This is a genomic window from Sphingopyxis sp. (assembly GCF_050725615.1).
Lineage (GTDB): Bacteria > Pseudomonadota > Alphaproteobacteria > Sphingomonadales > Sphingomonadaceae > Sphingopyxis.
In genome coordinates this window covers 1-22441 of sequence record NZ_JBOHHU010000069.1, presented here as the reverse complement: position 1 = coordinate 22441, position 22441 = coordinate 1, and the positions used below count along the sequence as shown (strand labels likewise).

Here is a 22441-nt window from a genome sequence, read left to right as displayed (position 1 = left end):
ATCCTGCACGGGGTTGATGTCGGCGGTGCCGCCGGCGGCCGCAGCGGCTTCGGCCATCGCATCGACCGCCTCGCGGCTGCCGAGCGCCAGGGCGAGCGAGACCTCGCTCGACGTCGACGGTGCGATCGGCCGGTCGGTGAAGCCCTTCCACTTCGCATGGCTCAGGATCATCACGAAAATCGTTTCCGACCACATCATCGCGGCGGCGGTGTCGTCGGAGAAGCGCGGCTCGTTGGTGAAGCCCAGCGCCTCGTAAAAGCGTCTGGATTTCGCGAGGTCCGCGACGGGCAGGTTGACGAATATCATCTTCGGGGCATCGGACATCGGGAACTCCTCTCGCTTCAGTCTTGAGCGAACAGCATTCGGACATAACGCTTCAAATGGGTGACGGTGCCGCGGGCAATCGCCGGATCGTTCGTCGTTTTGGCCAGAACGAAGGCGCCCTGCAGCACCGACTGGACATGCTGGGCGAGTCCGAGCGCGGTGACGTCGTCGGGCACACCATGAACATCGATCGCGGCCTGGATGTCGGGGGCGAGCGCCTGGCAATAAGCGTTGATGCTCGCCTCGCACGCCGCGCGGATGCGGTCGTTGGTCGCATAGGCCTCCTGCACCATCGTGCCGACGAAGCAGGTGTAATCCTCGGTCGGGCCGTCGAGCATTGCCAGCCGGAAATCGATATGGCCGAGCAATCGGTCGAGCGGGTCGCCCAGCCGGTTGTGCGGCGCCGCCTCGAACATCGGGCGGGCGCGCTCGGTCCAGCCTTCGGCGGCGGCGACGGCGAGGGCTTCCTTCGACGCGAAATGATGGAAGAAGGCGCCCTTGGTCACGCCGGCGGCGGCGCAGATCTCGTCGACGCTCGTCGCGGCATAGCCCTGCTTGCGCACGGTGCTGTGCGCCGCCGCAATCAGGGCGGTGCGCGCGCTGCCCCGCGGGGCGCGGGTTGGGCCGGAAGGAGGTTGGGTGGTCGTCATGCGAATCACCATACCGACTAGTCGGTATGGTGTCAAGAGTCGCTGCGACAGCTTCCGATCCTGTTGCCAACCGAGAGGGGGTTTCATGCGTCGGTACTGCGGGCGCCATCCCGGCGACCGCATAGAAAACCGGAACGTATCGGGTCGGATTGTCGTGCCATCCGCCGTGGCGCCGCGCCCGCCCAAAAAGACTCGACCGCGCTGCAGTTTCCTGCCACAAATAACGGAACAAAGCAAGTACATATTATCTGAAGGGCAGCCCATGGTCGCGATCGTGTCCACCGTCGCCTATCTCGGCCTCGAAGCGCGCGGGGTCGAGGTGCAGTGCCAGATCACCCCCGGGCTGCCGCGCTTCGTCGTCGTCGGGCTGCCCGACAAGGCGGTCGGCGAAAGCCGCGAGCGCGTCCGCGCCGCGATCGCCGCGATCGGCCTCTCGCTCCCGCCCAAGGTCATCACCGTCAACCTGTCGCCCGCCGACCTGCCGAAGGAAGGCTCGCATTATGACCTGCCGATCGCGCTCGCGCTGCTCGGCGCGATGGGGGTGATCGATGCCGAGACGCTCAGCGCCTATGTCGTGGTCGGCGAGCTCGGCCTCGACGGCCGTGTCGCCGCCTCGCCCGGCGTGCTGCTCGCGGCGCTGCACGCGGGCAGCGAGGACCGTGGGCTGATCTGTCCCGTCGCGCAAGGGCCAGAGGCGGCGTGGGCGGGCAATGTCGAGGTGCTCGCGGCGCCCGACCTGCTGTCGCTGCTCAACCATTTCAAGGGCCGCGCGCTGCTCGCCCCGCCGCGCCCCGGCGCGGTCGAGGAGCCGCGCCGCATGGCCGACCTCGCGCAGGTGAAGGGGCAGGAGGTCGCCAAGCGCGCGCTCGAAATCGCGGCGGCAGGGGGGCATAATCTGCTGATGGTCGGGCCGCCGGGGGCGGGCAAGTCGCTGATGGCGGCGTGCCTGCCCGGCATATTGCCCGATCTCGACCCCGGCGAGGCGCTCGAAGTCTCGATGATCGCGTCGGTTGCGGGGCAGCTCGAGGGTGGGCGGCTGGTCCGCGCCCGCCCGTTTCGTTCGCCGCATCATAGCGCGTCGATGCCCGCGCTCGTCGGTGGCGGGCTGCGCGTCCGGCCGGGCGAGGTCAGCCTCGCGCATCTTGGCGTGCTCTTCCTCGACGAATTACCCGAATTCCAACGGACGGTGCTCGACAGTCTGCGTCAGCCGCTCGAGACCGGCGAGGTCAGCGTGGCGCGGGCCAATGCCCATGTCACCTTTCCGGCGCGGGTGCAGATGGTGGCGGCGATGAACCCGTGCCGCTGCGGCCATCTCGGCGATCCGGCGCTCGCGTGCAGCCGTGCGCCGCGCTGCGCCGCCGATTATCAGGCGAAGGTGTCGGGCCCGCTGCTCGATCGCATCGACCTGCATGTCGAGGTGCAGGCGGTGAGCGCCGCCGACCTCGTCCTGCCGCCCCCCGCCGAAGGCAGCGTCGAGGTCGCAGCGCGGGTGGCGGCGGCGCGCGCGGTGCAGACGGCGCGTTACGCCGATCACAAGGCGCGGACCAATGCCGAGATCGACGGCGAATTGCTGGAGAGGGTGGCGACCCCCGACGATCCAGGGCGGAAATTGCTCGCGCAGGCGGCCGAGGCGATGCGGCTGTCGGCGCGCGGCTATACGCGGATCTTGCGGGTGGCGCGGACGATCGCCGATCTGTCGGGCGCCGAGACCGTCGGCCGCATCCACCTTGCCGAAGCGCTGAGCTATCGGCGGCAGGCGCCGCGCAGCTGATGGCGGATATGCGGTTCGACGCCGAAATCATCGAGTGGCGCGGGCCGCCGCCCTATTTGTTCGCGGTCATTCCCGAGAGCCATGTCGGCGACATCTGCTATGCGGCTTTGACCGAAAGCTATGGCTGGGGCGTGGTGCCGGTCGTCGCGACGATCGGGCGCAGCGCATTCGCGACGTCGCTCTTTCCGCGCCATGGCGGCTATCTGCTGCCGGTCAAGGTCGCGGTGCAACGTGCCGAGGGCATCGGTCTCGGCGATCGGGTCCGGGTAAGGATGCGGGTCGGCCGCCCGGACCGACCGGGCGGCTGACGCCGGCGGTCAGATGCCGAGCGCGCTCGACTTATTCTCGACCACTTCGAGCGGCGGCGGGGCCTTGGCGGCCCCGGCGCCATGGCGGCGGTGGCTGAGCTTGCCGTCGATCTTGCCGCCATTCTCGATCGTGATCGTTTCATAGACGACATCGCCGGTGATCCGCGCGGTGGCGTGGACGATCAGCGTCTTCGCCTCGATCGAGCCGTCGACGAGGCCGGCGATTTTCGCGGTCTCGGCGACGACGGCGCCCTTGATCTCGCTCGCCTCGCCCTGGACGAGGTTGGCGCATTTGAGGTCGCCGTCGATCTTGCCGTCGACATGGAGGTCGACGCTGGCCGCGACATTGCCGGTGACGACGACATCCGATCCGAGGATCGAGAAGGTCGTATGACGAGCGCCGGTCGCCATCTTAGCGGGCTGCACTGGCGACGGAACCGACTCGCTGTCGGGCGTCGGCTTTGACTTCGAGAACATCGGCTTTGGCCTCCAGGAAACGGCGCGGGTTGACGGCGACACCGTTCAAACGAACTTCAAAATGCAGGTGGCTGCCGGTCGAGCGGCCGGTCGAGCCCATCTTGGCGATCTGCTCTCCCGCCGCGACCTGCGTCCCCACCTTGGCGGTGAACCCCGACAAGTGAGCATAGCGGGTTAAGATCCCCTGACCATGGTCGACTTCGACGACATTGCCATAGCCCGAACGCTGACCGACGAACACCACCTTGCCCGGTGCGGCGGCGAGGATCGGGGTGCCGAGCGGTCCGGGGAAATCGAGCCCCGAGTGCATCGCGCTGGCGCCGGTGAAGGGATCGTGGCGATAGCCATAGCTCGACGACAGCATCATCACATTGGCGGGGTTGCCCGACGGCACTGCGACGAGGGTGCGTTCGAGCACCTCCATGCGGAACAGCGCGCCTTCGAGCGCGGCGAACGACGGGCCGAGCGCCTTGGCCTTGCCCATCTTGCCGCGATAAGGAATGAACGGACCACCGCGACCGGCCGCGGCGTTGCGGACGAGGTCGGCGGGGTTGAGCCCGAGCTTGGTCACCGCGCTTTCGGCTTTGGCGGCGCGGTCGTTGACCGCGACGAGCAAGCGACCGGCAAAGGCTTCCTGCCGGGCCTCGAGCCGGGCCAGCGCCTGCGCTTCGGGCGGCAGGCTCGGGTCGATTGCGCTGGTCTTGAGCGGCACGGGGGCGGCGGGCGCGTCGGCGTTGGCGCCGTCGGTCGCGGCGGCGGGCTGGACGCCAAAGCTGTCCTGCGACCATTGGTCGAGCTGATCCTGGCGTTCGGCGAGGTCGGCGGCGGTTTCGGCGACGCTATCGCGATATTTGGCGATGCGCGCTTCGGCGGCGCTGGCGGCGGCCTGCTGCTTCGCGACCGCGGCGCGCTCTTCCGAGCCGAGCAGCTGGCTCACCAAAATGGCCAGCGTGACGCCGGCCCAGACGAGAAGCACCGCCGCCGCGATCAACGCGGCGCGCTTTTGCAACAGGGCGCTGATCCGGAGGAAACGCACATGACCGTGCGTGCGAATGAAGATTTCATGGTCCTGAAACAGCGCGTTGAAGCGCTGGCGCCAATGGCGCAGGCCCGTTGATTGCGATGACAAGTGGCGACCCCATCTTGTTATTATGTGGAGCCCTCCGCCCCGAATGATGCGCGCCTTAACAGCAGTGTCAGCGACTCGCGAATCCTCAAAGGGCGACTCGCGCCGAGTCGAAAGGGGGATGCGGTGAACGGTGTCAAAGCGCGGCAACGCTGCCAATTTGGCAAGAAATCGCCGCGAATCACCGGGTAATATTGACGGCTTGCTTACCATTTTCCGCTAGGTCCGGTGCCGTGACCCATATGCCCAAAATGACCGTGCCTGCGGGCGCCGAAGCCGCTCCGCAAGCCGCTGAAAAAGGGGCCGTCAGGCCGCGTTCGGCGGTCAGCGCCGGGGTCGGGATCGTCGGCCTGATCGGGCTGATGTCCTATCTGATGATCGCGCGCTACACGCCCGAGATCGCCGATTTCCTGGGGATCGACTGGGGCAATCGCGGGCCGATGAGCGGACCCAATTCGGCGATCGCCAGCGTGCTCGCCTGCGCCATCCCGATGGTGCTGTGGTCGGTGTTCGTCGACAAGGTCCACCGCAATCCGTCGACCGGGATCGACTGGGCGATGCGGCGGCCGTGGCGCGAGACGATCGATATCAGCCTGACCAAATTGACCGGGCTGTGGACGACCTGGGGGCTGATCGCGCTGACCTATGCGACGATGCGCTATTACTGGTTCGGGCAATATGAATTCTCGATGGAGCTGCTCGAGCGCGTCGCGCCCTGGCTGCTGCTGATCTCGGTCCCCTATATGCTGTGGCTCGATCGCCGGCTGATCGAGCCGCGCGACGGTTGTTACCAGTTCGGGCGCTGGCTCGTCGCGCCCGGCCAGCCGGTCGATGGCCGCGCGATCGGGCATCATTTCCGCGCCTGGGGGGTGAAGGGCTTCTTCACCGCCTTCATGCTGTCGATCGTGCCGGGCAATTTCTCGAGCCTCGTCACCGTCGACATGGGCGAGGTGCTGGCCAATCCCTATATGACCGGGCTGTGGGCGATCAACCTGCTGTACCTCGTCGACGTCCATATCGCGACGGTGGGCTATATCCTGACCGTGCGGCCGCTCGATTCGCATATCCGCACCGCGAACCCCTATGGCATGGCATGGGTCGCGGCGCTGATCTGTTACCCGCCCTTCATCCTGATGAACGGGGGGCCGCTCGACTATCAGGTGAACGGCTCCGACTGGGGCTATTGGCTCGAGGGCCATGGCCAGTTGATGATCCTTTGGGGCGTGGTGCTGGTCGGGCTGACCGCGATCTACAGCTGGGCGACGATGGCGTTCGGCATCCGCTTTTCGAACCTGACCCATCGCGGGGTCATCACCCACGGGCCCTATGCCTTCTCGCGCCATCCCGCCTATCTCTCGAAGAATCTGAGCTGGTGGGTCGGCTCCTTGCCCTTCCTCGTCACCGACGGCGGCTGGGTCGAGGGCGCGCGCAACGTCGTGCTGCTCGGGCTGGTCAGCAGCGTCTATTATTGGCGCGCCAAGACCGAAGAGAAGCATCTGCTCGCCGATCCGGCCTATCAGGCCTATTGGAGCTGGGCGCAGGAAAATGCGGTCATCCCGCGCCTGTTCGCCAGGCTCAGCGGGCGGAAGCGTCCGCTGATCCGGCTGACCCCCGACGACCGGGTCGGGCCGGTCGCCTGATCCCGCGCGGGGCGAGCCCCGCGCGGCACCATGAGGATCAGAATTTGAAGCCGGCCTCGACGCCCCAGATGCGGGGTTCGTTGACGAAGCCGGTCAGGTTGTTGAAGTCGATGCCGCCGACCGCCGAGGTGTCGTTGGTGACGTTGCGGACAAAGGCGGCGAGGTCGTAGCTGTCGGTCTTGTAGCCGACGCGGACGCCGCCTTCGAGCTGGCGACGATCCTGGAACTCGACCGATTCATAGAGGAAGAAGTTGATCTTTGACCGGTACGACCAGTCGGTGAAGACATAGACTTCGCCGTCGCCGACGGGAACGCCATATTTGGCGGTCCAGTTGGCGATCCAGCGCGGCGATTGCGGCAGGCTGTTGCCGTCGATGTTGACGATCGCGGCCGAGAAGGGCGCCGCCGCGACGACGATCGGGTCGAGGATCGTGCAGTTCGACACATTGGGAAAGGTGTCGACGCGGGTTGCGCCGCATGCCGCCGTGGTCAGGCCGGGATCGCGGATCTCGGTATGGTTGTAGCTGAGCCCGGCGGTGAGCAGCAGATGGTCGACCGGCGCGATTTCGGCGTCGAGTTCGAAGCCATAGCCGCGCACATTCTTCGCATTGATCAGCCGGTTGGCGTTGACGCCGCCGCCGACCGCGGTGAGCTGCGCATCGTTGAGGTCGTAGAGGAAGCCCGACAGGTTGAAGCGCGCCCGGCCGTCCCACACGGTCGACTTGATGCCGGCCTCATAAGAGGTGATCGTTTCCGACTTGCCGATCGTCACGCCCGATTCGAGCGGGGTCGCGGTCGCGGGCGGGAAGAGGATGCGGCCCTGGATGCTCGGCGCGCGATAGCCGCGCGCGACGCGGGCATAGAGGTTGATGTCGTCGGTTGCGGCATAGGCGATGTTGGCGTCCCAGGTGACATTGTTGTCGCTGACGCTGCGATTCACGGTCCCCAGCGGGTTCTGCAGGAAGTTCGGGAATTGCGTGTCCTTGCTGCGGATCACCTGATAGCGGCGCTTGTCGTCATTATAGCGGATGCCGCCGGTGACGCTGAGCTGGTCCGTGAGCTGATAGGTCAGCGAGCCGAACACGCCATAGGCCTTGCTCTGCTGGCTCTGCGACACGACGATGTTGACGCCGCCGACCGCATTGTTCGGATCGCCGAGCGTCGAATAATTTTCGCTGACGATGTCGAGGTCTTCGTCGAAATAGAAGAAGCCCGCCTGATAGCTGAGCGGACCGTCGCCATTGCTTTCGAGGCGCAGTTCCTGGGTGAACTGGGTCAGGTGCGGGACGCTGTCGCGTGTTTCGGCGGTGAAGGGAATTTCGCCGGGGCCATAGAGGTTCGGCGGCAGGAAATTGGCGCCGAAACCGCCGTCGACGTCGCCGACCGAGGTCGCGTCGCCGTCCCAATAGCTGGTCACCGAGACGAACGAGACCGGGCCGGCGTCCCAGGTGATGCGCGCCGAGGCGTTGCCGGTGTTGACGCGCTGTTCATTCTTGCCGTCGGTCGAGACGCGATAGCGATCGAAATTGGCGTTGAGCCCGGGCTGGCCGCGCGTGAAGACATTGGCGCGGAACAGGCGCGCGGTGCCGTTCAAGCGGCGGATCTGGCCGGTGAGCAATATGTCGAGCGTGTCGGTCGGCTTGATCAGGCCCTGCAGGCGCAGCGCAAATTCGTTGAAACCTTCGAGCGCGTCCTTGGTCGTTCCCGAGGGCAGGACATTGTCGACATAATTGTCCTGGCGCTGGTACATCGCCGACAGGCGCAGCGCGACCTGTTCGCCGAGCGGGCCGCCGACCGCGCCCTGCGCGTTGACCGCGTTGAAGCGGCCATAGGAGAGGCGGCCGTAACCGCTGAATTCATCCGACGGCTTCACCGAATCGAATTTGACGATGCCCGCCGGGGTGTTGCGGCCGAACAGTGTGCCCTGCGGCCCGCGCAGCACTTCGACGCGGTCGATGTCGAACACCGGAAAGCCCTTGAGGATCGGGTTTTCGAGCACGACATCGTCATAGACGAGGCTGACCGGCTGCGAGGCGTTGAAATCGAAATCGGTGTTGCCGAGGCCGCGGATATAGAAGCGCGGGAAGGTGCGGCCGAACGAGCTTTCGACGATCAGGCTGGGCACGCGCGCCGACAGGGCGCGGACGTCCTGGCCGCCCGATCCGAGCGCGTCGAGCTTGTCGCCCGACACGGCGGTGATCGAGATCGGCACGTCCTGCAGATTTTCCTCGCGGCGCTGCGCGGTGACGATGATTTCGGTGAGGCCGCCCGTGTCTTCGGCGGCGGGGGCGGCGGGCGCGTCCTGCGCGGCGGCGGGCGCGGCGAAGCCGGCGGCGGCGAGAACAAAAGCTATGGCGGTGGCGGAAGGAAAGTGGCGCATGGCAAGCTTCCTGACAGAGGGTGACGAACGGGATGCGGCGGAAATTATGCTCCCGTCGTTGGCGTCGCGCGCGCGCGTGGTCAATCGGTCGCAACCGCGCCGCTGACGTTCGTGTCAGCAGTGTTGCGCAATTGCTGCAGTTTTGGGCAGCAGGGGGCGGGCTGGGGGCAATTAGCCGCTGGCTTTGCGCGGTTTTGCGCCGCCTGCGGGATCATTCGCGGCGACGGGCAGGCCGAACCAGGCGCGCCGTGCGGCTTCGGCGGCGGTGCGCAAGGGGGCGAGGGCGGCGTCATGGGCGGTTTGCGCGGCTTCCTCCTCGTCGGGTTCGAGGCTGCGTTCATAATCCTCGTCGCCGAAGGCGCCTTCCTCTTCGCCGAGAAAGTCTTCGGGCGGCGGGAAGTTGGTGCGCCACTCGCCGCTGACGTCGTCCTGCCAGACCGACAGGGTGGCGGCCTCTTCCTCGGGGGTGAGGTCGGGTTCGGGGGCGACGTCGGAATCGGTGGAAAACTCGGCAACTTCACGCGCGATCGGCGTGTTTTTCCACAGCGCCGCGAGCGGATTGGCGCGGTTGTCGCGGCCCGCGAGCCAGCAGGCGAGCGCGGCGCCATGGCCCCCGCCCGCGCCGTCGGTCGCGGCTTGGGGCAAATCGAGGTCGAAGAGCGCGAGGAAGCCGGCCCAATCTCCCGCGATGATCTGCGCGAGCATCGCCTCGCCCGCCCGGGCGCGGGTCTCGACCGCCTGGTCGAGCCGCGCGAGCATCGCGAGGCCGAGGCTGGGGACGTGGCGGCGGCGTTTGGTCAGGCTCTTGAGCTTTTCCTCTTCGGTGAAGCGCTCGGTCGCCTCCTCGATGCCATAGAGCGCGCGGTCGAGCAGCTCGTCGGCGAGGCGGTCGCGCGCGATGAGCACCGCCGCCGCCCAGCCGAGCGAGAAAGCCGCCCCCTCCGGCCGGCGGCGCAACTGATAGGCGGCGCTGGGCGACATCGACACGCGCCCGGCGGCGATACGCACCGAACCGCTGGTCGCGAGATGATCGAGGAAGTCGCGCTGGAGCGCGGGGGTCCAGTGATAGGAGGCGGGGGCCGGAATGGCGGCGGGATCGGGCACGGGGTTTTCCATCGATTCGCTCCTGTGGTAAGTCAAAACCGGTATAATGAACCATATAGGTACAATGTAGGAAAGGTGTTTTTGCGCGGGGGCGGGCCTATTTCGCCGTCGGAGTGGAGGTTCGGGGCATGTTTTGGGCGCGGACGACGGGAAGCGACCGGTTCGACATCGCAGATATCGTCGCAGCGGGCTTGACCCGAGGTCCGCTTTGATTGCTTTCTGGCGAAGGGGCCGGTCGGCCGATCCGACCGGCGGTGTTGATCGAGGACATGATGATCGTTTCACTTGCGGGAGCGCTGGCTCTCATCGGAGCCGCCGAGACGGCTCCGGCTCCACCAGTCTCGCGATGGACATTGCGCGACGATCCGGCGCGGTGCCTGCTGGAACGGCAGACCGTCGAGCCACCTGGCACATTGTCGATCGATACGACGCCGGGGAGCGATGCTTACCGCGTCGCGATCACCGGCCGGGACATCAAGGGGGCCACGTCACTGGCGCCCGCGGCTTTGACCTTCGCGCCGTCGCCGAAACGGCTCGACGGCCGGGCGAGTGTCGCAAAGCTGCCGACCGGTATGCCGGTCATCTGGATGCAAGGCGTCGCGCCCGCCTTTCTCGATGAGCTTGCCGGCGCCGAGACGGTGACCATCAAGACGAGCCAAGGGGTGGGCGGCTCGATATCGGTCGTCGGGGCGGTCGAGGCCGTCAAAGCATTTCGTCACTGTGAGACCGACCAGTTGATCGATTGGGGGGCCGATGCCGCTCAGTTCGCTCCGGGCGGCGCGAGACCGGTCGCCCTGAAAAATCGTGACGCGTGGCTCTCCAATACCGAATTAATGGCTGTTGCGAAGGAATTGGGGCAGTCCAACATCGATGCCGCCTTCCGTGTCTCGGTATCGGCGGACGGTGTCGTAGATGGCTGCCGTGCCGTCGCCGACGCCATCGACAAAGGCGTCGAAGCGGCCGCCTGTGCGGGGGTCCTGAACAAACCGCTGTTTGTCGCCGCCAAGGATCCCGGCGGCGGATCGGTGCGCGGTGTCGCCACATTTCGCGTCGCCCTAGAACGACGGCCATCCCGCCGGAATTAGAGGGCGGGCGGAGCGCGGCGGATCAGTCGGGGGTGGCCGCCGCCGCAGCTTCGGCGGCGCGTTTGGCCTGGAGTTCGGCGTGGGCGTCGTTGATGATGCGCCAGGCCCTGGCGCAGCGTTTGCGGTCGAAGGCGGTGTCGCTGGCGCACACGCGGTTCAGCTGTTTCAGCACCTGGGCGCGATCATAGTCGCGGCCGGCGGGAAAGGCGCGGACGTGTTCGGCCATGGCGTTGGCGCCGATCACGGCGGCGGAGTTGACGTCGGTGGCCGATGCGGCGGTGGCGCCGGCCGCGAGGAGCAGCGCCGTGAGAATCGCCTTGCCCTGAACCATCGTCATTCTCCTTCGATCAAGATCGGAGGGCGATGCTATCATGGCGGGCGGCGGACGCCAAATCTTTGTACGCGCGGCGTTAAAAGCTGAGTTCGTCGTAGATTTTCGACAGGTCGTGGTTCCACGAGCCTTCGTAGCGGTCGAGCAGATCATGCGCGGGCGACTTGCCGCTCTTGGCGATGCGGCGCAGCGGTTCGAGGAAGCCGACCTCATTGTCGCCCATCGAATTGACCTCGCCGCGCGCGGCAAGGCCCGATGCAGCGATGTCGAGGACGCGGTGCGCGAGGGTGCCGACGGTGCCGCCGCCGGGGGCGGGGGCGTCGAGGCCTTCGCTGGGGACCGCGTCGCGCAGCGCCTGCTGCTCCTCGATGCTCCAGTTTTTGACGAGATCCCAGGCGGCGTCGAGCGCGCCCTGATCGTAGAGCAGCCCGACCCACAGGGCGGGGAGCGCGCAGATGCGGTTCCACGGGCCGCCGTCGGCGCCGCGCATTTCGAGGAAGCTTTTCAGCCGCACTTCGGGGAAGGCGGTCGAGAGATGGTCGTTCCAGTCGCTGAGGTGCGGCAGTTCGCCGGGAAGCGCGGGAAGCTCGCCGCGCAGGAAATCGCGGAAGCTCTGCCCCGCAGCGTCGATATATTTGCCGTCGCGGAACACGAAATACATCGGCACGTCGAGCATATAGTCGACATAGCGTTCATAGCCGAAACCGTCTTCGAACACGAAGGGCAGCATGCCGGTGCGTGCGGGGTCGGTGTCGGTCCAGATATGGCTGCGGTACGACATGAACCCGTTGGGTTTGCCTTCGGTGAAGGGCGACGAGGCGAAGAGCGCGGTGGCGATCGGTTGCAGCGCGAGCGACACCCGGAATTTCTGCACCATGTCGGCCTCCGACGCATAGTCGAGGTTGGTCTGGATGGTGCAGGTGCGCAGCATCATGTCGAGCCCCATGGTGCCGACGCGCGGCATATGGTCGAGCATGATCTTGTAGCGGCCCTTGGGCATGATCGGCAGCTCGGCGCGGGTCTTGTCGGGCCACATGCCCAGCCCGAGGAAACCGAGCCCGAGTTCGGCGCCGACTTCCTTCACCTGCTTCAGGTGGCGACCGGTTTCGGCGCAGGTCTGGTGGAGATTTTCGAGCGGCGCGCCGGAGAGCTCCAATTGCCCTGCGGGTTCGAGGCTGACGGTGCCGTCGCTGCCGGCGAGCGCGATGACATTGCCGCCCTCGATCACCGGTTCCCAGCCGAAGCGGGTGAGCGCCATGAGCAGGTCGCGGATGCCGCCGGGTTCGTCATAGGAGGGCGCACGATGATCGGCGGTGCGATAGACGAATTTCTCATGCTCGGTGCCGATGCGCCAGCGGTCCTTGGGCTTTTCGCCCTTGATCATGGGGACCGCGAGCTGGTCGCGGTTTTCGACGATGGGATCGTTGCTGTCCGAGGCGGTGCGCGTGCTCATGTCGCGCCATCTAGACTATTCGGTATAGAATGCAATCGGGCCCGTTGGGGGCCGTGCGATCCGCTATTCGATCCCCCTATTCGACCATCGCGCGCAGGTTGATCGTGAAGCTCGATCCGGGCGCCATGCTGCCCTTGGGATTGATGCGGATATGCGTGATATTGGTGTCGACGCCATTGGCGTCGGCGACGGGCGTGTAGGCGAAGCTGACGCCATTGTTGTTCGAGAAGCTGACGTCGTCGGACGTGCTGGCGAGGCTGGTGAAGCTGTAGGTGAGGCCGCTCGATCCCGCCGCGAAGGCGAGCGGGCCGGGGCCGGGCGCGTAGGTGCCGACGAAGAGTGCAAGGTTGGCCGGCAGCGCGTCGGTGACGATCACGCTGTTGCTGGTGGCCTGCGTTCCCGCCGGGGCGGTGACGGTCAGGCTGTAGGTCGCGAAGCCGCCGGGGATCAGCTTGGGATTGGTGGTGCCGTTCTGCGGGTCGCTATAGGCCACCGACGTCTTGGCGATCGCCAGCGGCAGCACATAGGCGTTGGTGTAGGTGCAGGTCGTCGCGGTCGTATTGCCCTGGATCGTCAGCGTGCGGCCGGCGGCGCCGCTGGCGAGCGGGCTGCCGCCGGTGCATTCGACGCTGGCGTTATAGAGCGCCGCGACCGCGCCGCCGCCATAGCTTTCGGCGGGCAGGGTGACGACATCGCCGGCGCGGACCGTCACGGCGGTGCCGGTGGTCGCGGTCGGCGCGGTCGAACTGAACGTCGGGTTGGCGGTGCCGCCGCTGGTGGTGGCGCTCGCGGTGTGGCCGGTCGCTCCGCCGCTCCACGCCTTGGCGAGGCGGAGCGACTGCAGGATGCGGCTGTTGGTGAAGGTGCAGACGATCGCGGTGTCGGCAGGGTTCACGGTGAGGACGCTGCCCGCCAGCGCGGTCGCATTGCCGGTGCAGGCGAGCGCGCTCGTGTAGTTGGCGGCGCTGCCGACCGACCAGCTTTCGCTGAGCGTCGCGGCCTCGGCGGCGTAGACGGTGACCGCCGCGTTGGTGTCGGTCTCGTTCGCGCTGTTGGCGACCGACGACAGGCTGGCATTGTTGAGGAGGTCCGCCGTCTGGACGGTGACCGCATTGGTCGTCTGCGCATTGACCCAGGTCTTGCGCACCACCAGCGTCGCCGACTTGCGCGCGTTGGTCCAGGTGCAGGTGAGCGAGGTGCCGCTGGGCATCGTCACGGTGCGGCTGAGCCCGGTGCCGGCGGTCGCGACGACGGCGTTGTCGCTGTTGCGGCGGCATTCGAGGCTGCTGGTGTAATTGGCGGCGGCGCCGGTGGTGAAGGCTTCGGTGAGGGTCAGCGTCGATCCCGCGACCGCGACGGCGGTGGCGTTGGTGGTCGTCCCGCCGACGGTCGAGCTGCCCGCCGTGGGGACGAGGCCGCCGGTGATCGCGAGGCTGACCGCGTCGGCCGCGATGCCGTTGGTCCACGCCTTGGCCAGCACGACGGGCGAATCATTGTCGGTGATCGTGTAAGTGGCGGCGGTGATCGGGGCGCCGCCGCAGCTCGCGGTGCTCGACACGGTGTAGCCGGCGCCCGTCGAGAGCGCGATCTGGATCGTCTCGCTACCCTCGGTCGCGGTGTCGTCGATGATGGTGATGCCGAGCGGGACGGTGGTGTTCTGATAGGTGCCGGCGGGGATGGTGACGGTGAAGCTCGCGCCGCCGCCGGGCGTCGTATAGTCGGTGCCGCGTGTCGCACTGCCGCCGGTGATGCTGACGTTGACGGTGCGCGCGCTGAACAGGGTGCCGCTGACCCGCAGCGCCGGGATGTTCGCCGAGGGGATCGATTCGACGCCCGCGCCGGTGGCCGCCGACAGTTCGACGAACGGGTTGAGGCTGATTCGGATGTCGTCGAGGAAATTGCCGTAGCTGCCCGCGTCGGTGGTGATGAACTGGACGCGCTGGACCCCCGAGGCGCCGCTGTAGGTCGCGGTGCCGGTGTTGACGTTCCAGACCTGGTTCGCGGTCGTCGAGGCCTGCGTCGCGAGCAGCTGGATCAGCGTGCCCGAACTGTTCGCGATCTGGAACCGCGCGGTCTGCGTCGCCGGACCGCCCGAGCGGGCGCGGTGCGCGAAGGTCCAGCCGATCGTCTCGCCGTTGACCATGCAGATATTCTGATAGAGCGCCCCGGGGACATTGGCGTTCATTTCGGCAAAGACCGCGCCGTCATAGGCGGGCACGCCGTTGAAGCCGCTGTCCCACAATTCGATTTCGCCCGATACCGAATCCCAGCCCGCGACCGAGCCGTTGGGGTAGATTTCGTAACTGGCCCCGCCGGGCCCCTGCGGGTCGTTCGATTCGAAGGATGGGTTGACGATGACGCGCTGCGCGTGCGCGGTGCCGGTCAGCGCCAGCGAGGCGGCGACGACCGCCGAGAGGAGCCCGATCCGCGGCATCGTCAATTCACCGTCGTCGTGAAGGCGATCGCCATCGCGCCCGTCGGGGCGAGCGTCGCGGTGGTAGCGGAAACAGTCGTGCCGGCAAAGGCGGCGCCGAAGGGATCGCTCTCGTCGGCGCCCGCCGCATTGTCGTCCTCGACCGTGGTCGCCCCTGCGCAGCTGGTGCCGCTGCGCAGCGAGGCGGGGGTGTAGGTCATCGTCGCCGGGATCGCGTCGGTGATGGCGATGCCCGTCGCGGTGGCGCTGCCCATGTTGGTGACGAGCAGGCAATAGCGCATCACCGCGCCGGGGATCGCCTTGGGATTGGTCGTGCCGTTCACCGGATCGCTGACGATGCTGCTCGTCTTGGCGAAGGCGAGGGTGGTGGTGGGGCGGCAGAAGCTGATGTCGTGGATCGAGATCGCCTGTTGCCCCGGGTCGGCCGGTGCGAGGCTGTGGTTGCCATAGTTGATGCTGATCGCGTCGACCGGGCTGTTGAAGGTGACGACGACATTGCCATTGGCGCTGGCGTCGGGCGAGGAGCCGTCGCCATAAGCGCTGTTGCCGATGACATAGTTGCTGACCCCGTTGGTGAGCGTCGGCAGGACCGGCGTGCCGTTGTAACTGCCGGTCACCGTCACCCGGTCGGCGAACTGGCCGGCGGTATAGTCGATGTCGAACAGGCGGAATTGCGCTCCCGGCACCGCCGTGGGCAGGGTGAAGCTGCTGGTGACCGCGCCCGACTGGCTGGTCATGTCGACGATCTCGAAGATCGAATATTGCGCGGGGTTCAGGCCGCCGGTGACGACATTCTGCCGCGTCGGCGACTGGCCGCCATAGGTCGCGTTGTTGAGAAAGGATCCGCCGCTGATCGCGATGTTGAAATTCATCGTGCCGATATTGGCGAGGGCATAGCTGCCGCTGGTCTGACCGGCGGTCCAGCTGATGCTGTCCCAGTCATGGACCGTGGTCCCCGCCGGGCAGACGAGGACCGGCGCGACACCCGCGACCCGGCTGCCCGCGACGGTGAAGCTGGCGGCGGCATAATCATCCTCGCCCGTCGCGCCATTGCCGGGGGTCGAGTCGAAGTCGAAGGCCGACGACGCGCTGACTTCGGCGCTGTTGACGACGGTCGCCCCCGATGTCGCGGCGACGGTGCCGTTGATCGTCAGCGTCCGCGTCGTTCCTGGCGGGATGCTGCCGACGGTCCAGACGCCGGTCGTGCCGTTGTAGCTGCCGAACCCCGAGGCGCTGGCGAAGACGAAGCCCGGGGGCAGCAGATCCTGCACCGTGACGCCGGTCGCGGTCAGCGCCGAGCCGCTCGCGTTGGTGACGGCGAGGCTATAGCTGATGCTGGCGCCAAAGGCCGGCGCGGCGCTGCTGACGGTTTTGGTCAGCGACAGGTCGGCGGACGGCGCGATCGGGATGGTGGTCAGCGTGAGGTCCGAGCGGGTGAAATTGCCATTGTCGCCATTGAGCGAGTCGCAGATCGTCAACTGCCAGGTCCCGGCCGACCCTTCGCCGTTGAAGGCGGCGAGCGATCCCTGCGGGCGGAAATTGCGCTGATAGGGTGGCGCGGTCGCCGTCGAGTCATTGCCGCTGTGCGTCGTGATGCTCGCGGCGGCGCTGTCGTCGAACAAGACGTTGAGATTGTTCGCGTTCGTCCCGACATTGGTGATCAGATTGACGATCGTGCCGGTCGGCGACACCAACGTCGCGCGCACGTCGCCGCGATAGCTGTGCGTCAGCTGGACGCCCACCGTCACATTGGTGACCTGGGCGTTGGCGGCGACGGTGAAATTGCGGACCAGCGGCGCGGTGCACGGCGCCGCGGTCTCGCTGATCGTGCCGGTCGTCGTGTTGCTGTAGCTGGTGGTCGTCTGCGCCCGCGCCGGGGCCGCGACGAGCGCGAGCATCAGCAGGGCGAGCGCCATCGCCGCCCGCAAAAGCTGCGTATCCCGGGCCCCACCCCGGCAATATCGGCTCTGGTCCCGCCGTTGCATCGGAGCTTTATGGCGCGCTTGTGGCTAACAGCGGGTTAAGATTGGGAAGTTTCGGCCGTTTCTGTGTCGGATGGGGACAGGAATAGGGGGTGGGGGTGAGGTCGGGGGGGGGGCTCCCGATCGTCGCCCCGGGTCAAGCCCGGGATGACGACGAAATGGGCGTCCGCTGCCCACCCCGAAGCCGTCGCGCGTGCCTCAGCCGCGCCAGTCGCCATGCTGCGCCATCCAGAGCGCGGTGGCGGCGATTGCGGCGGTTTCGGCGCGCAGGATGCGGGGGCCGAGCGCCAGGCGCCGGACCGCGGGGGCGGCGAGCAGCAGGTCGCGCTCGCGGGGCGTGAAGCCGCCTTCGGGACCGGTCAGGATCGCGGCGGGGGCGGGCGCGGCGAGCGTCGCCATCGGGGCGCCGCCGTCCTCGTCGGCGAAGAGCAGCGCCCGCTCCGCCGGCCAGTCGGTCAGCAGGCGCGGCAATTTGACGGGGTCGGCCAGGGTGGGGCGCGCGGTGCGTCCGCATTGTTCGCACGCCTCGACGATCTGCGCCTCGATCCGCTCGCGGTTGATGCGGTCGACGATCGTCCGTTCGGTGATCACCGGCAACAGCCGCGCGATCCCGAGTTCGGTGGCCTTTTCGACGATCCAGTCGAGCCGCGCCTTTTTCACCGGCGCGAAACAGAGCCAGAGATCGGGCACCACCTCGAGCGGGCGGGTCCGGCGCTCGATCGTCACGGTCAGCGCGCGCTTTGCCGTATCCGACACGATGCCGAGCCATTCGCCGCTGACATTGTCGCAGAGCAGCAACGGGTCGCCGACCTTCGCCCGCATCACGTTGAGCAGATAATGCGCCGCCGGGCCGTCGATCACGGGCGCCGCGCCGTCCGCAAGCGGGGTGTCGACGAACAGGCGCGGGGTGCTGGCGGGCGGCCAGGCGGGAGTGGCAGGCATGGGGGTGCGATAGCAGACGCGGGAAATTTGCACATCCCGGACCGCGTCCTGGCGCTTCTGTCCCTTTCTGGGTCAGAATCGGTCCCCGCCGCGCCGCGCCACAGCGGGCGATTAGCGTTTTGGTAAGCAGTCCCGCCCTAGGTGCGAGAATACCAGCGACGCATCCGGTGGGGGGCGGGCCTGGTCAAGAGGGGTTGTGACGATGCGAGGGACCTTGATCCGCGATATCTGGCGGGGCGTTCAGCGGTTGTTGCGCGACCAGCGTGGCAACATGATGTTCCTGACCGCCGCCGCCGTCGTGCCGATTATCGGCATCGTCGGTTCGGGCGTCGATATCGGACGCGCCTATATGGCCGAACTGCGGCTGCAGCAGGCGTGCGACGCCGGCGTGCTGGCGGGGCGCCGCGCGATGAGCGGGAGCACCTATACCAATTACGCCAAGGGTGAAGCGAACAAGATGTTCAACTTCAACTACCCCAATGATCGGTACAGCAGCAGCAACGTCACCTTCACCTCGGTCGCCCAAGGCACCTCGACGGTGAACGGCACCGCCTCCGCGCAGCTGCCGACCGCGCTGATGCAGATTTTCGGCTATGACAAATTCGACCTTGCGGTGAATTGCAGCGCCAAGCTGGAGATTTCGAACGCCGACATCATGCTCGTGCTCGACGTCACCGGGTCGATGGCGACGACCAATTCGGGCGACTCGGTCAACCGCATCACCGCGCTCAAGAACGCGACCATGTCCTTTTTCGACACGCTGACGACGGCGGAGGCCGGCGACGGTCGGCTGCGCTTCGGCGTCGTGCCGTACAGCTCGTCGGCGAATGTCGGCGCGATCCTCTATGCCAAGAACCCGGCGTGGCTGGCGAACAGCGTGACAGTGACGTCGCGTACGGGTCAGTTCAACAATTGGGGCACCGGCACGACGACGACCGGCACGGCGTCGAACGGGTCGGCGTCGCAGGTCATCAACTGGGCGGATACGGGCACGACGATTTCCGGAAAGAACAGCTCGACCTGTCCGGCGACGACGCCCCCGGCCAATTCCACAGCGACGACTTATGGATCGTCGACGACGACGCAGACCGGGCAAACGATCGACAGCAATGGCAACCGCGTGACGACGTCGAACACGGCCCAGCCCTATCGCTATCTCGAATATCGCTACGTCTGGACGTCGAGCAGCTGTCGTCTGCAGAGCCGGACGATGCAGTATACGCGGAATACCCCATCGACGTTGACCCAGCCGCCCGCCTTTTCCGACTATCTATATCAGGATCGGGTGATCGATACGTCGACGCTGAAAACGGGTTCTGCCTACACCGTCGCCAAGGTCGGTGCGAACGGCGTCGACGAGAGCATCACCTGGGGTGGCTGCGTGATGGAGCGCGCCACCGCCGCCTTCAGCGATACCCAGACCGCGCCATCGACCGCGCTCGACATGGATGTCGATACCGCTCCGGGCAGCAGCGACGACAGCAAATGGAAGCTGTTGTTGCCCGACATCGCCTATGCACGCGCGCAACAGGTGGGCAGCCAGCCATCGACCAGCGGCAATCTGACCGTGGCCGCGAGCAGCGTCGGCTATTCGAGCGGCGGCACGCCATATTACCAGAGCTATCGCACCAACTGGCCGAACGGCTGGGGTGTGTGTCCGGCGGCGGCGATGAAGCTGACGACGCAAAGCGCCTCCACGCGCTCGACCTTCAACACCTATATCAATTCGCTGCAGCCGGTCGGCGGTACCTATCATGACTCGGGCATGGTGTGGGGCATCCGCCTGCTGTCGGCCGACGGCATGTTCGCCGACGAAAATTCCACCGCGCCGAACAGCCGCCCGATCGCGCGCCATATCGTGTTTATGACCGACGGCGACATGTCGGCGAACATGGGCAATTATGGCTTCCAGGGCTATGAATATCTGGAGCATCGCGTCGGTGGCACCAGCGATGCGACGCTGACCGCCCATCACAACAACCGCTTCCTGCAATTGTGCGAAAAGGCGAAGGCGAAGAATATCACCATCTGGGTGGTCAGCTTCGGCGTCGCGCTCAACACGCAGATGACGACCTGTGCGACGGCGGACAAGGCCTATGCGGCGACGAACGCGACGCAGCTCAACCAGAATTTCCAGTCGATCGCCCGGCAGATTTCGAAACTGAGGTTGTCGCAATGATCCGTTTTCTCAAGCGTCTCCGCAGCCTGCGGCGCGACGATCGCGGCACCGCGATCACCGAATTTGCGCTGACCGCGCCCTTGTTCCTGCTCATCCTGATGGGGATCTTCGATTATTCCTGGCAGATGTACGGCAAGCAGGTGTTGTCGGGGGCGGTCGCCAAGGCGGCGCGCGCCGCAACGCTGGAGGGCAATTCGGGCACCCAGACCGCGCTCGACACCGCCGTGCGCAACAAGGTCCAGAATGTCTTCGCCGATGCGAACGTCACCTTCACGCGCAAGGCCTATGACAGCTACGACGAGATCGGCGATCCCGAAAACTACACCGACAGCAACAAGAACGGCCGCTACGACACCGGCGAATGCTATCAGGACGTCAACGGCAACCATAATTGGGATTCCGACCGCGGCCAGAATGGCAATGGCGGCGCCGAAGACGTCGTCGTCTATACCGCCAGCATGCAGATCACCCGCATCCTGCCGGTGTGGACGATGCTGGGGCAGCCGCAGTCGACGACGATCAAGGCGAGCACGGTGCTGCGCAACCAGCCCTATGCCGCCGCCACGTCGACCAATGTGGTGATTTGCACATGACGCGCTTTTCCTTTCGCAGGCTTGGCCCGGCGCTGGCGCGCCTGGTCCGCGACACCCGCGCGACGATCATTGTCGAAATGGCCTTCTCCATCCCGTTCCTGATCCTCATCGGCTTTGCCGGACTCGAGATCGCGAACCTCACCCTCGCCAACACGCGGATCAGCCAGATCTCGCTGAGCGCCGCCGACAATGCGTCGCGCATCGCCTTTGGCAATAACCTGTCGCTGCCGCGCGTGCGCGAACTCGACATCAACTCGGTGTTCACCGGGGTCGAGGAGCAGGCGAAGGGGCTGGATTTCCAGGCCAATGGCCGGATCATCCTGTCGAGCCTCGAGCGCAACAGCAGCGGCGGGCAGTGGATCCACTGGCAGCGCTGCTATGGCAATCTGGTCGCGCCGTCGAGCTATGGCGTGCAGGGCAATGGCGCCACCGGGACCGCCTTCACGGGCATGGGCCCGACCGGGCGGCAGGTCACCGCGGCGACCGGCACGGCGGTGATGTTCGTCGAGGTCACCTATCGCTACCAACCGATGCTCTATGGCAAGTGGCTCGGCGCAAGGACGATCCGCTCGACCGCCGCGTTCAACATCCGCGAGGCGCGCGACCTGGCGGGCCCCGCCGGCGGCGACGGCGTCTATAATCCCGCGCCGGTGGCGACCAAGTCGAGCTGCACCTGAGCCGCGCGGCGTCGCGCCGCCCCGTCGATAATCATTGGTGGCGGACGCGGCGGCTGCTATCGCGCGCGGGCCGATGACCGCCGCTCCGCCTCCCCTCGCTCCGCCCGACAGCCAGCTTCGCGGGATCGTCGCGCGGCTCCCCGCCGCCGTACGGCCCTATGCGCTGCTTGCGCGCTTCGACCGGCCGATCGGCTGGTGGCTGCTCTATTGGCCCTGCGGCTTCGGGCTGGCGCTCGCGGGCGGCATCCGGAGCCATTGGTCGCTGTTCCTGTGGCTGCTGCTCGGCGCGATCGTGATGCGCGGCGCGGGCTGCGTCTATAACGACATCATCGACCGCGACCTCGACAAGCAGGTCGCGCGCACCGCATCGCGGCCGGTCGCGAGCGGCGCGGTGTCGGTGCGCGGCGCGCTGCTGTGGACGGCGATGCTGTCGCTCGTCGGGCTGCTGGTGCTGCTGCAACTGCCGCTGCGCGCGCAACTTATCGCGCTGCTCAGCCTCGCGCTGGTCGCGGCGTACCCGTTTATGAAGCGGATCACCTGGTGGCCGCAGGCGTGGCTGGGGCTGGTGTTCAGCTGGGGCGCGCTGGTCGGCTGGGCGGCGGTGGGCGCGAACCCGCCGGGGCTGGCGCTGCCCTTGCTCTATGCCGGCTGCATCGCCTGGGTGATCGGTTACGACACCATCTATGCGCTGCAGGATATCGAGGACGACGCGCTGGTCGGCGTGAAGTCGAGCGCGCGCGCGATGGGGCGGCATGTGAAGGGCGGGGTCGCGCTCTGTTACGGGTTCGCGCTCGCCGGATGGGCGGGGGCGCTGTGGAGCGTCCGGCCCGACCCGCTGGTGTTCGTCGCGCTGGTGCCCGCGGCGCTGCATTTCGCGGGGCAGGTGGTGACGCTCGATCCGACGAAGGGCGAGGATGCGCTGGCGAAATTCCGCAGCAACCGCTTTGCCGGGCTGCTGATCTTCGCGGCGATGCTGGTGGTGGGG

Annotated in this window: 19 protein-coding genes; 8 read left to right on the top strand and 11 right to left on the bottom strand. The window is 66.8% G+C overall.

Annotated features, from left to right (window positions below):
* Nucleotides 1-324, bottom strand: a 324-nt coding sequence (locus ACREB7_RS15240; protein ID WP_431593125.1) for a VOC family protein, incomplete at its 3' end; no start/stop codon positions are given.
* A 17-nt stretch (nucleotides 325-341) separates the two neighbouring features.
* The gene (locus ACREB7_RS15235; protein WP_431593124.1) at nucleotides 342-974 is read right to left on the bottom strand and encodes a TetR/AcrR family transcriptional regulator; all 633 of its coding nucleotides are present in this window, start codon (nucleotides 972-974) and stop codon (nucleotides 342-344) included.
* 262 nt (nucleotides 975-1236) lie between these two features.
* Here ACREB7_RS15235 and ACREB7_RS15230 point away from each other — a divergent pair, with 262 nt between their 5' ends.
* Nucleotides 1237-2745 (top strand): YifB family Mg chelatase-like AAA ATPase, encoded by a 1509-nt coding sequence (locus ACREB7_RS15230; RefSeq protein ID WP_431593123.1) that lies wholly within the window; start codon nucleotides 1237-1239, stop codon nucleotides 2743-2745.
* Nucleotides 2745-3053: a DUF1905 domain-containing protein gene (locus tag ACREB7_RS15225; RefSeq protein ID WP_431593122.1), complete on the top strand. Its 309-nt coding sequence runs from the start codon at nucleotides 2745-2747 to the stop codon at nucleotides 3051-3053. The genes ACREB7_RS15230 and ACREB7_RS15225 overlap by 1 nt, the downstream gene beginning before the upstream one ends.
* A gap of 9 nt (nucleotides 3054-3062) precedes the next feature.
* On the opposite strand, the gene ACREB7_RS15220 is transcribed toward ACREB7_RS15225, so the two are convergent.
* Entirely contained in the window at nucleotides 3063-3464 is a 402-nt protein-coding gene (locus ACREB7_RS15220; protein ID WP_431593121.1) for a bactofilin family protein, read from the bottom strand.
* Between the two features lies 1 nt (nucleotide 3465).
* Nucleotides 3466-4659, bottom strand: coding sequence for a M23 family metallopeptidase (locus ACREB7_RS15215; RefSeq protein ID WP_431593120.1), 1194 nt, complete (start codon nucleotides 4657-4659; stop codon nucleotides 3466-3468).
* A 248-nt stretch (nucleotides 4660-4907) separates the two neighbouring features.
* On the opposite strand from ACREB7_RS15215, the gene ACREB7_RS15210 reads away from it, so the two are divergent.
* A complete protein-coding gene (locus tag ACREB7_RS15210; RefSeq protein ID WP_431593126.1) occupies nucleotides 4908-6296 on the top strand; it encodes a methyltransferase family protein in 1389 nt (462 codons plus the stop codon).
* A 37-nt stretch (nucleotides 6297-6333) separates the two neighbouring features.
* Here the strand turns inward: ACREB7_RS15210 and ACREB7_RS15205 are convergent, their stop codons facing one another.
* Nucleotides 6334-8676, bottom strand: a complete 2343-nt coding sequence (locus ACREB7_RS15205) for a TonB-dependent receptor (protein ID WP_431593119.1) — start codon at nucleotides 8674-8676, stop codon at nucleotides 6334-6336.
* A 171-nt stretch (nucleotides 8677-8847) separates the two neighbouring features.
* Nucleotides 8848-9792 (bottom strand): hypothetical protein, encoded by a 945-nt coding sequence (locus ACREB7_RS15200; RefSeq protein ID WP_431593118.1) that lies wholly within the window; start codon nucleotides 9790-9792, stop codon nucleotides 8848-8850.
* 242 nt (nucleotides 9793-10034) lie between these two features.
* Between ACREB7_RS15200 and ACREB7_RS15195 the strand changes: the two genes are divergently transcribed.
* Nucleotides 10035-10865 carry a hypothetical protein gene (locus tag ACREB7_RS15195; protein WP_431593117.1) on the top strand — a complete coding sequence of 277 codons (831 nt, stop codon included), beginning with the start codon at nucleotides 10035-10037 and terminating at the stop codon, nucleotides 10863-10865.
* Between the two features lie 22 nt (nucleotides 10866-10887).
* Here ACREB7_RS15195 and ACREB7_RS15190 read toward each other — a convergent pair whose 3' ends face one another.
* The 5 genes from ACREB7_RS15190 to ACREB7_RS15170 all read right to left on the bottom strand — a co-directional run bounded on the left by ACREB7_RS15190 (nucleotide 10888) and on the right by ACREB7_RS15170 (nucleotide 18007).
* Nucleotides 10888-11196: a hypothetical protein gene (locus ACREB7_RS15190; protein WP_431593116.1), complete on the bottom strand. Its 309-nt coding sequence runs from the start codon at nucleotides 11194-11196 to the stop codon at nucleotides 10888-10890.
* A gap of 79 nt (nucleotides 11197-11275) precedes the next feature.
* A complete protein-coding gene (locus tag ACREB7_RS15185) occupies nucleotides 11276-12649 on the bottom strand; it encodes a glutamate--cysteine ligase (protein ID WP_431593115.1) in 1374 nt (457 codons plus the stop codon).
* A gap of 76 nt (nucleotides 12650-12725) precedes the next feature.
* On the bottom strand, nucleotides 12726-15083 hold the full coding sequence (locus ACREB7_RS15180) for a Calx-beta domain-containing protein (RefSeq protein ID WP_431593114.1): 2358 nt from the start codon (nucleotides 15081-15083) through the stop codon (nucleotides 12726-12728).
* Nucleotides 15084-15085: 2 nt separating this feature from the next.
* Entirely contained in the window at nucleotides 15086-16999 is a 1914-nt protein-coding gene (locus tag ACREB7_RS15175; RefSeq protein ID WP_431593113.1) for a proprotein convertase P-domain-containing protein, read from the bottom strand.
* A gap of 264 nt (nucleotides 17000-17263) precedes the next feature.
* Nucleotides 17264-18007, bottom strand: coding sequence for a 16S rRNA (uracil(1498)-N(3))-methyltransferase (locus tag ACREB7_RS15170; protein WP_431593112.1), 744 nt, complete (start codon nucleotides 18005-18007; stop codon nucleotides 17264-17266).
* A gap of 202 nt (nucleotides 18008-18209) precedes the next feature.
* On the opposite strand from ACREB7_RS15170, the gene ACREB7_RS15165 reads away from it, so the two are divergent.
* The 4 genes from ACREB7_RS15165 to ubiA form a co-directional block, all read left to right on the top strand.
* Nucleotides 18210-20186 (top strand): pilus assembly protein TadG-related protein, encoded by a 1977-nt coding sequence (locus ACREB7_RS15165; RefSeq protein WP_431593111.1) that lies wholly within the window; start codon nucleotides 18210-18212, stop codon nucleotides 20184-20186.
* A complete protein-coding gene (locus tag ACREB7_RS15160) occupies nucleotides 20183-20779 on the top strand; it encodes a TadE/TadG family type IV pilus assembly protein (RefSeq protein ID WP_431593110.1) in 597 nt (198 codons plus the stop codon). Before ACREB7_RS15165 ends, ACREB7_RS15160 begins: the two co-directional genes overlap by 4 nt.
* Nucleotides 20776-21456 carry a TadE/TadG family type IV pilus assembly protein gene (locus ACREB7_RS15155; RefSeq protein ID WP_431593109.1) on the top strand — a complete coding sequence of 227 codons (681 nt, stop codon included), beginning with the start codon at nucleotides 20776-20778 and terminating at the stop codon, nucleotides 21454-21456. The genes ACREB7_RS15160 and ACREB7_RS15155 overlap by 4 nt, the downstream gene beginning before the upstream one ends.
* A 73-nt stretch (nucleotides 21457-21529) precedes the next feature.
* Nucleotides 21530-22441 (top strand): 4-hydroxybenzoate octaprenyltransferase (gene ubiA / locus ACREB7_RS15150; protein ID WP_431593108.1); only part of this gene is annotated, 912 nt, incomplete at its 3' end.

Coding starts and splice junctions, on each gene's coding strand:
- ACREB7_RS15235 (WP_431593124.1), bottom strand. CDS start 974: ATGACGACCACCCAACCTCCTTCCGGCCCAACCCGCGCCCCGCGGGGC.
- ACREB7_RS15230 (WP_431593123.1), top strand. CDS start 1,237: ATGGTCGCGATCGTGTCCACCGTCGCCTATCTCGGCCTCGAAGCGCGC.
- ACREB7_RS15225 (WP_431593122.1), top strand. CDS start 2,745: ATGGCGGATATGCGGTTCGACGCCGAAATCATCGAGTGGCGCGGGCCG.
- ACREB7_RS15220 (WP_431593121.1), bottom strand. CDS start 3,464: ATGGCGACCGGCGCTCGTCATACGACCTTCTCGATCCTCGGATCGGAT.
- ACREB7_RS15210 (WP_431593126.1), top strand. CDS start 4,908: ATGACCGTGCCTGCGGGCGCCGAAGCCGCTCCGCAAGCCGCTGAAAAA.
- ACREB7_RS15205 (WP_431593119.1), bottom strand. CDS start 8,676: ATGCGCCACTTTCCTTCCGCCACCGCCATAGCTTTTGTTCTCGCCGCC.
- ACREB7_RS15200 (WP_431593118.1), bottom strand. CDS start 9,792: ATGGAAAACCCCGTGCCCGATCCCGCCGCCATTCCGGCCCCCGCCTCC.
- ACREB7_RS15190 (WP_431593116.1), bottom strand. CDS start 11,196: ATGGTTCAGGGCAAGGCGATTCTCACGGCGCTGCTCCTCGCGGCCGGC.
- ACREB7_RS15185 (WP_431593115.1), bottom strand. CDS start 12,649: ATGAGCACGCGCACCGCCTCGGACAGCAACGATCCCATCGTCGAAAAC.
- ACREB7_RS15180 (WP_431593114.1), bottom strand. CDS start 15,083: ATGCCGCGGATCGGGCTCCTCTCGGCGGTCGTCGCCGCCTCGCTGGCG.
- ACREB7_RS15175 (WP_431593113.1), bottom strand. CDS start 16,999: ATGGCGCTCGCCCTGCTGATGCTCGCGCTCGTCGCGGCCCCGGCGCGG.
- ACREB7_RS15170 (WP_431593112.1), bottom strand. CDS start 18,007: ATGCCTGCCACTCCCGCCTGGCCGCCCGCCAGCACCCCGCGCCTGTTC.
- ACREB7_RS15165 (WP_431593111.1), top strand. CDS start 18,210: ATGCGAGGGACCTTGATCCGCGATATCTGGCGGGGCGTTCAGCGGTTG.
- ACREB7_RS15160 (WP_431593110.1), top strand. CDS start 20,183: ATGATCCGTTTTCTCAAGCGTCTCCGCAGCCTGCGGCGCGACGATCGC.
- ACREB7_RS15155 (WP_431593109.1), top strand. CDS start 20,776: ATGACGCGCTTTTCCTTTCGCAGGCTTGGCCCGGCGCTGGCGCGCCTG.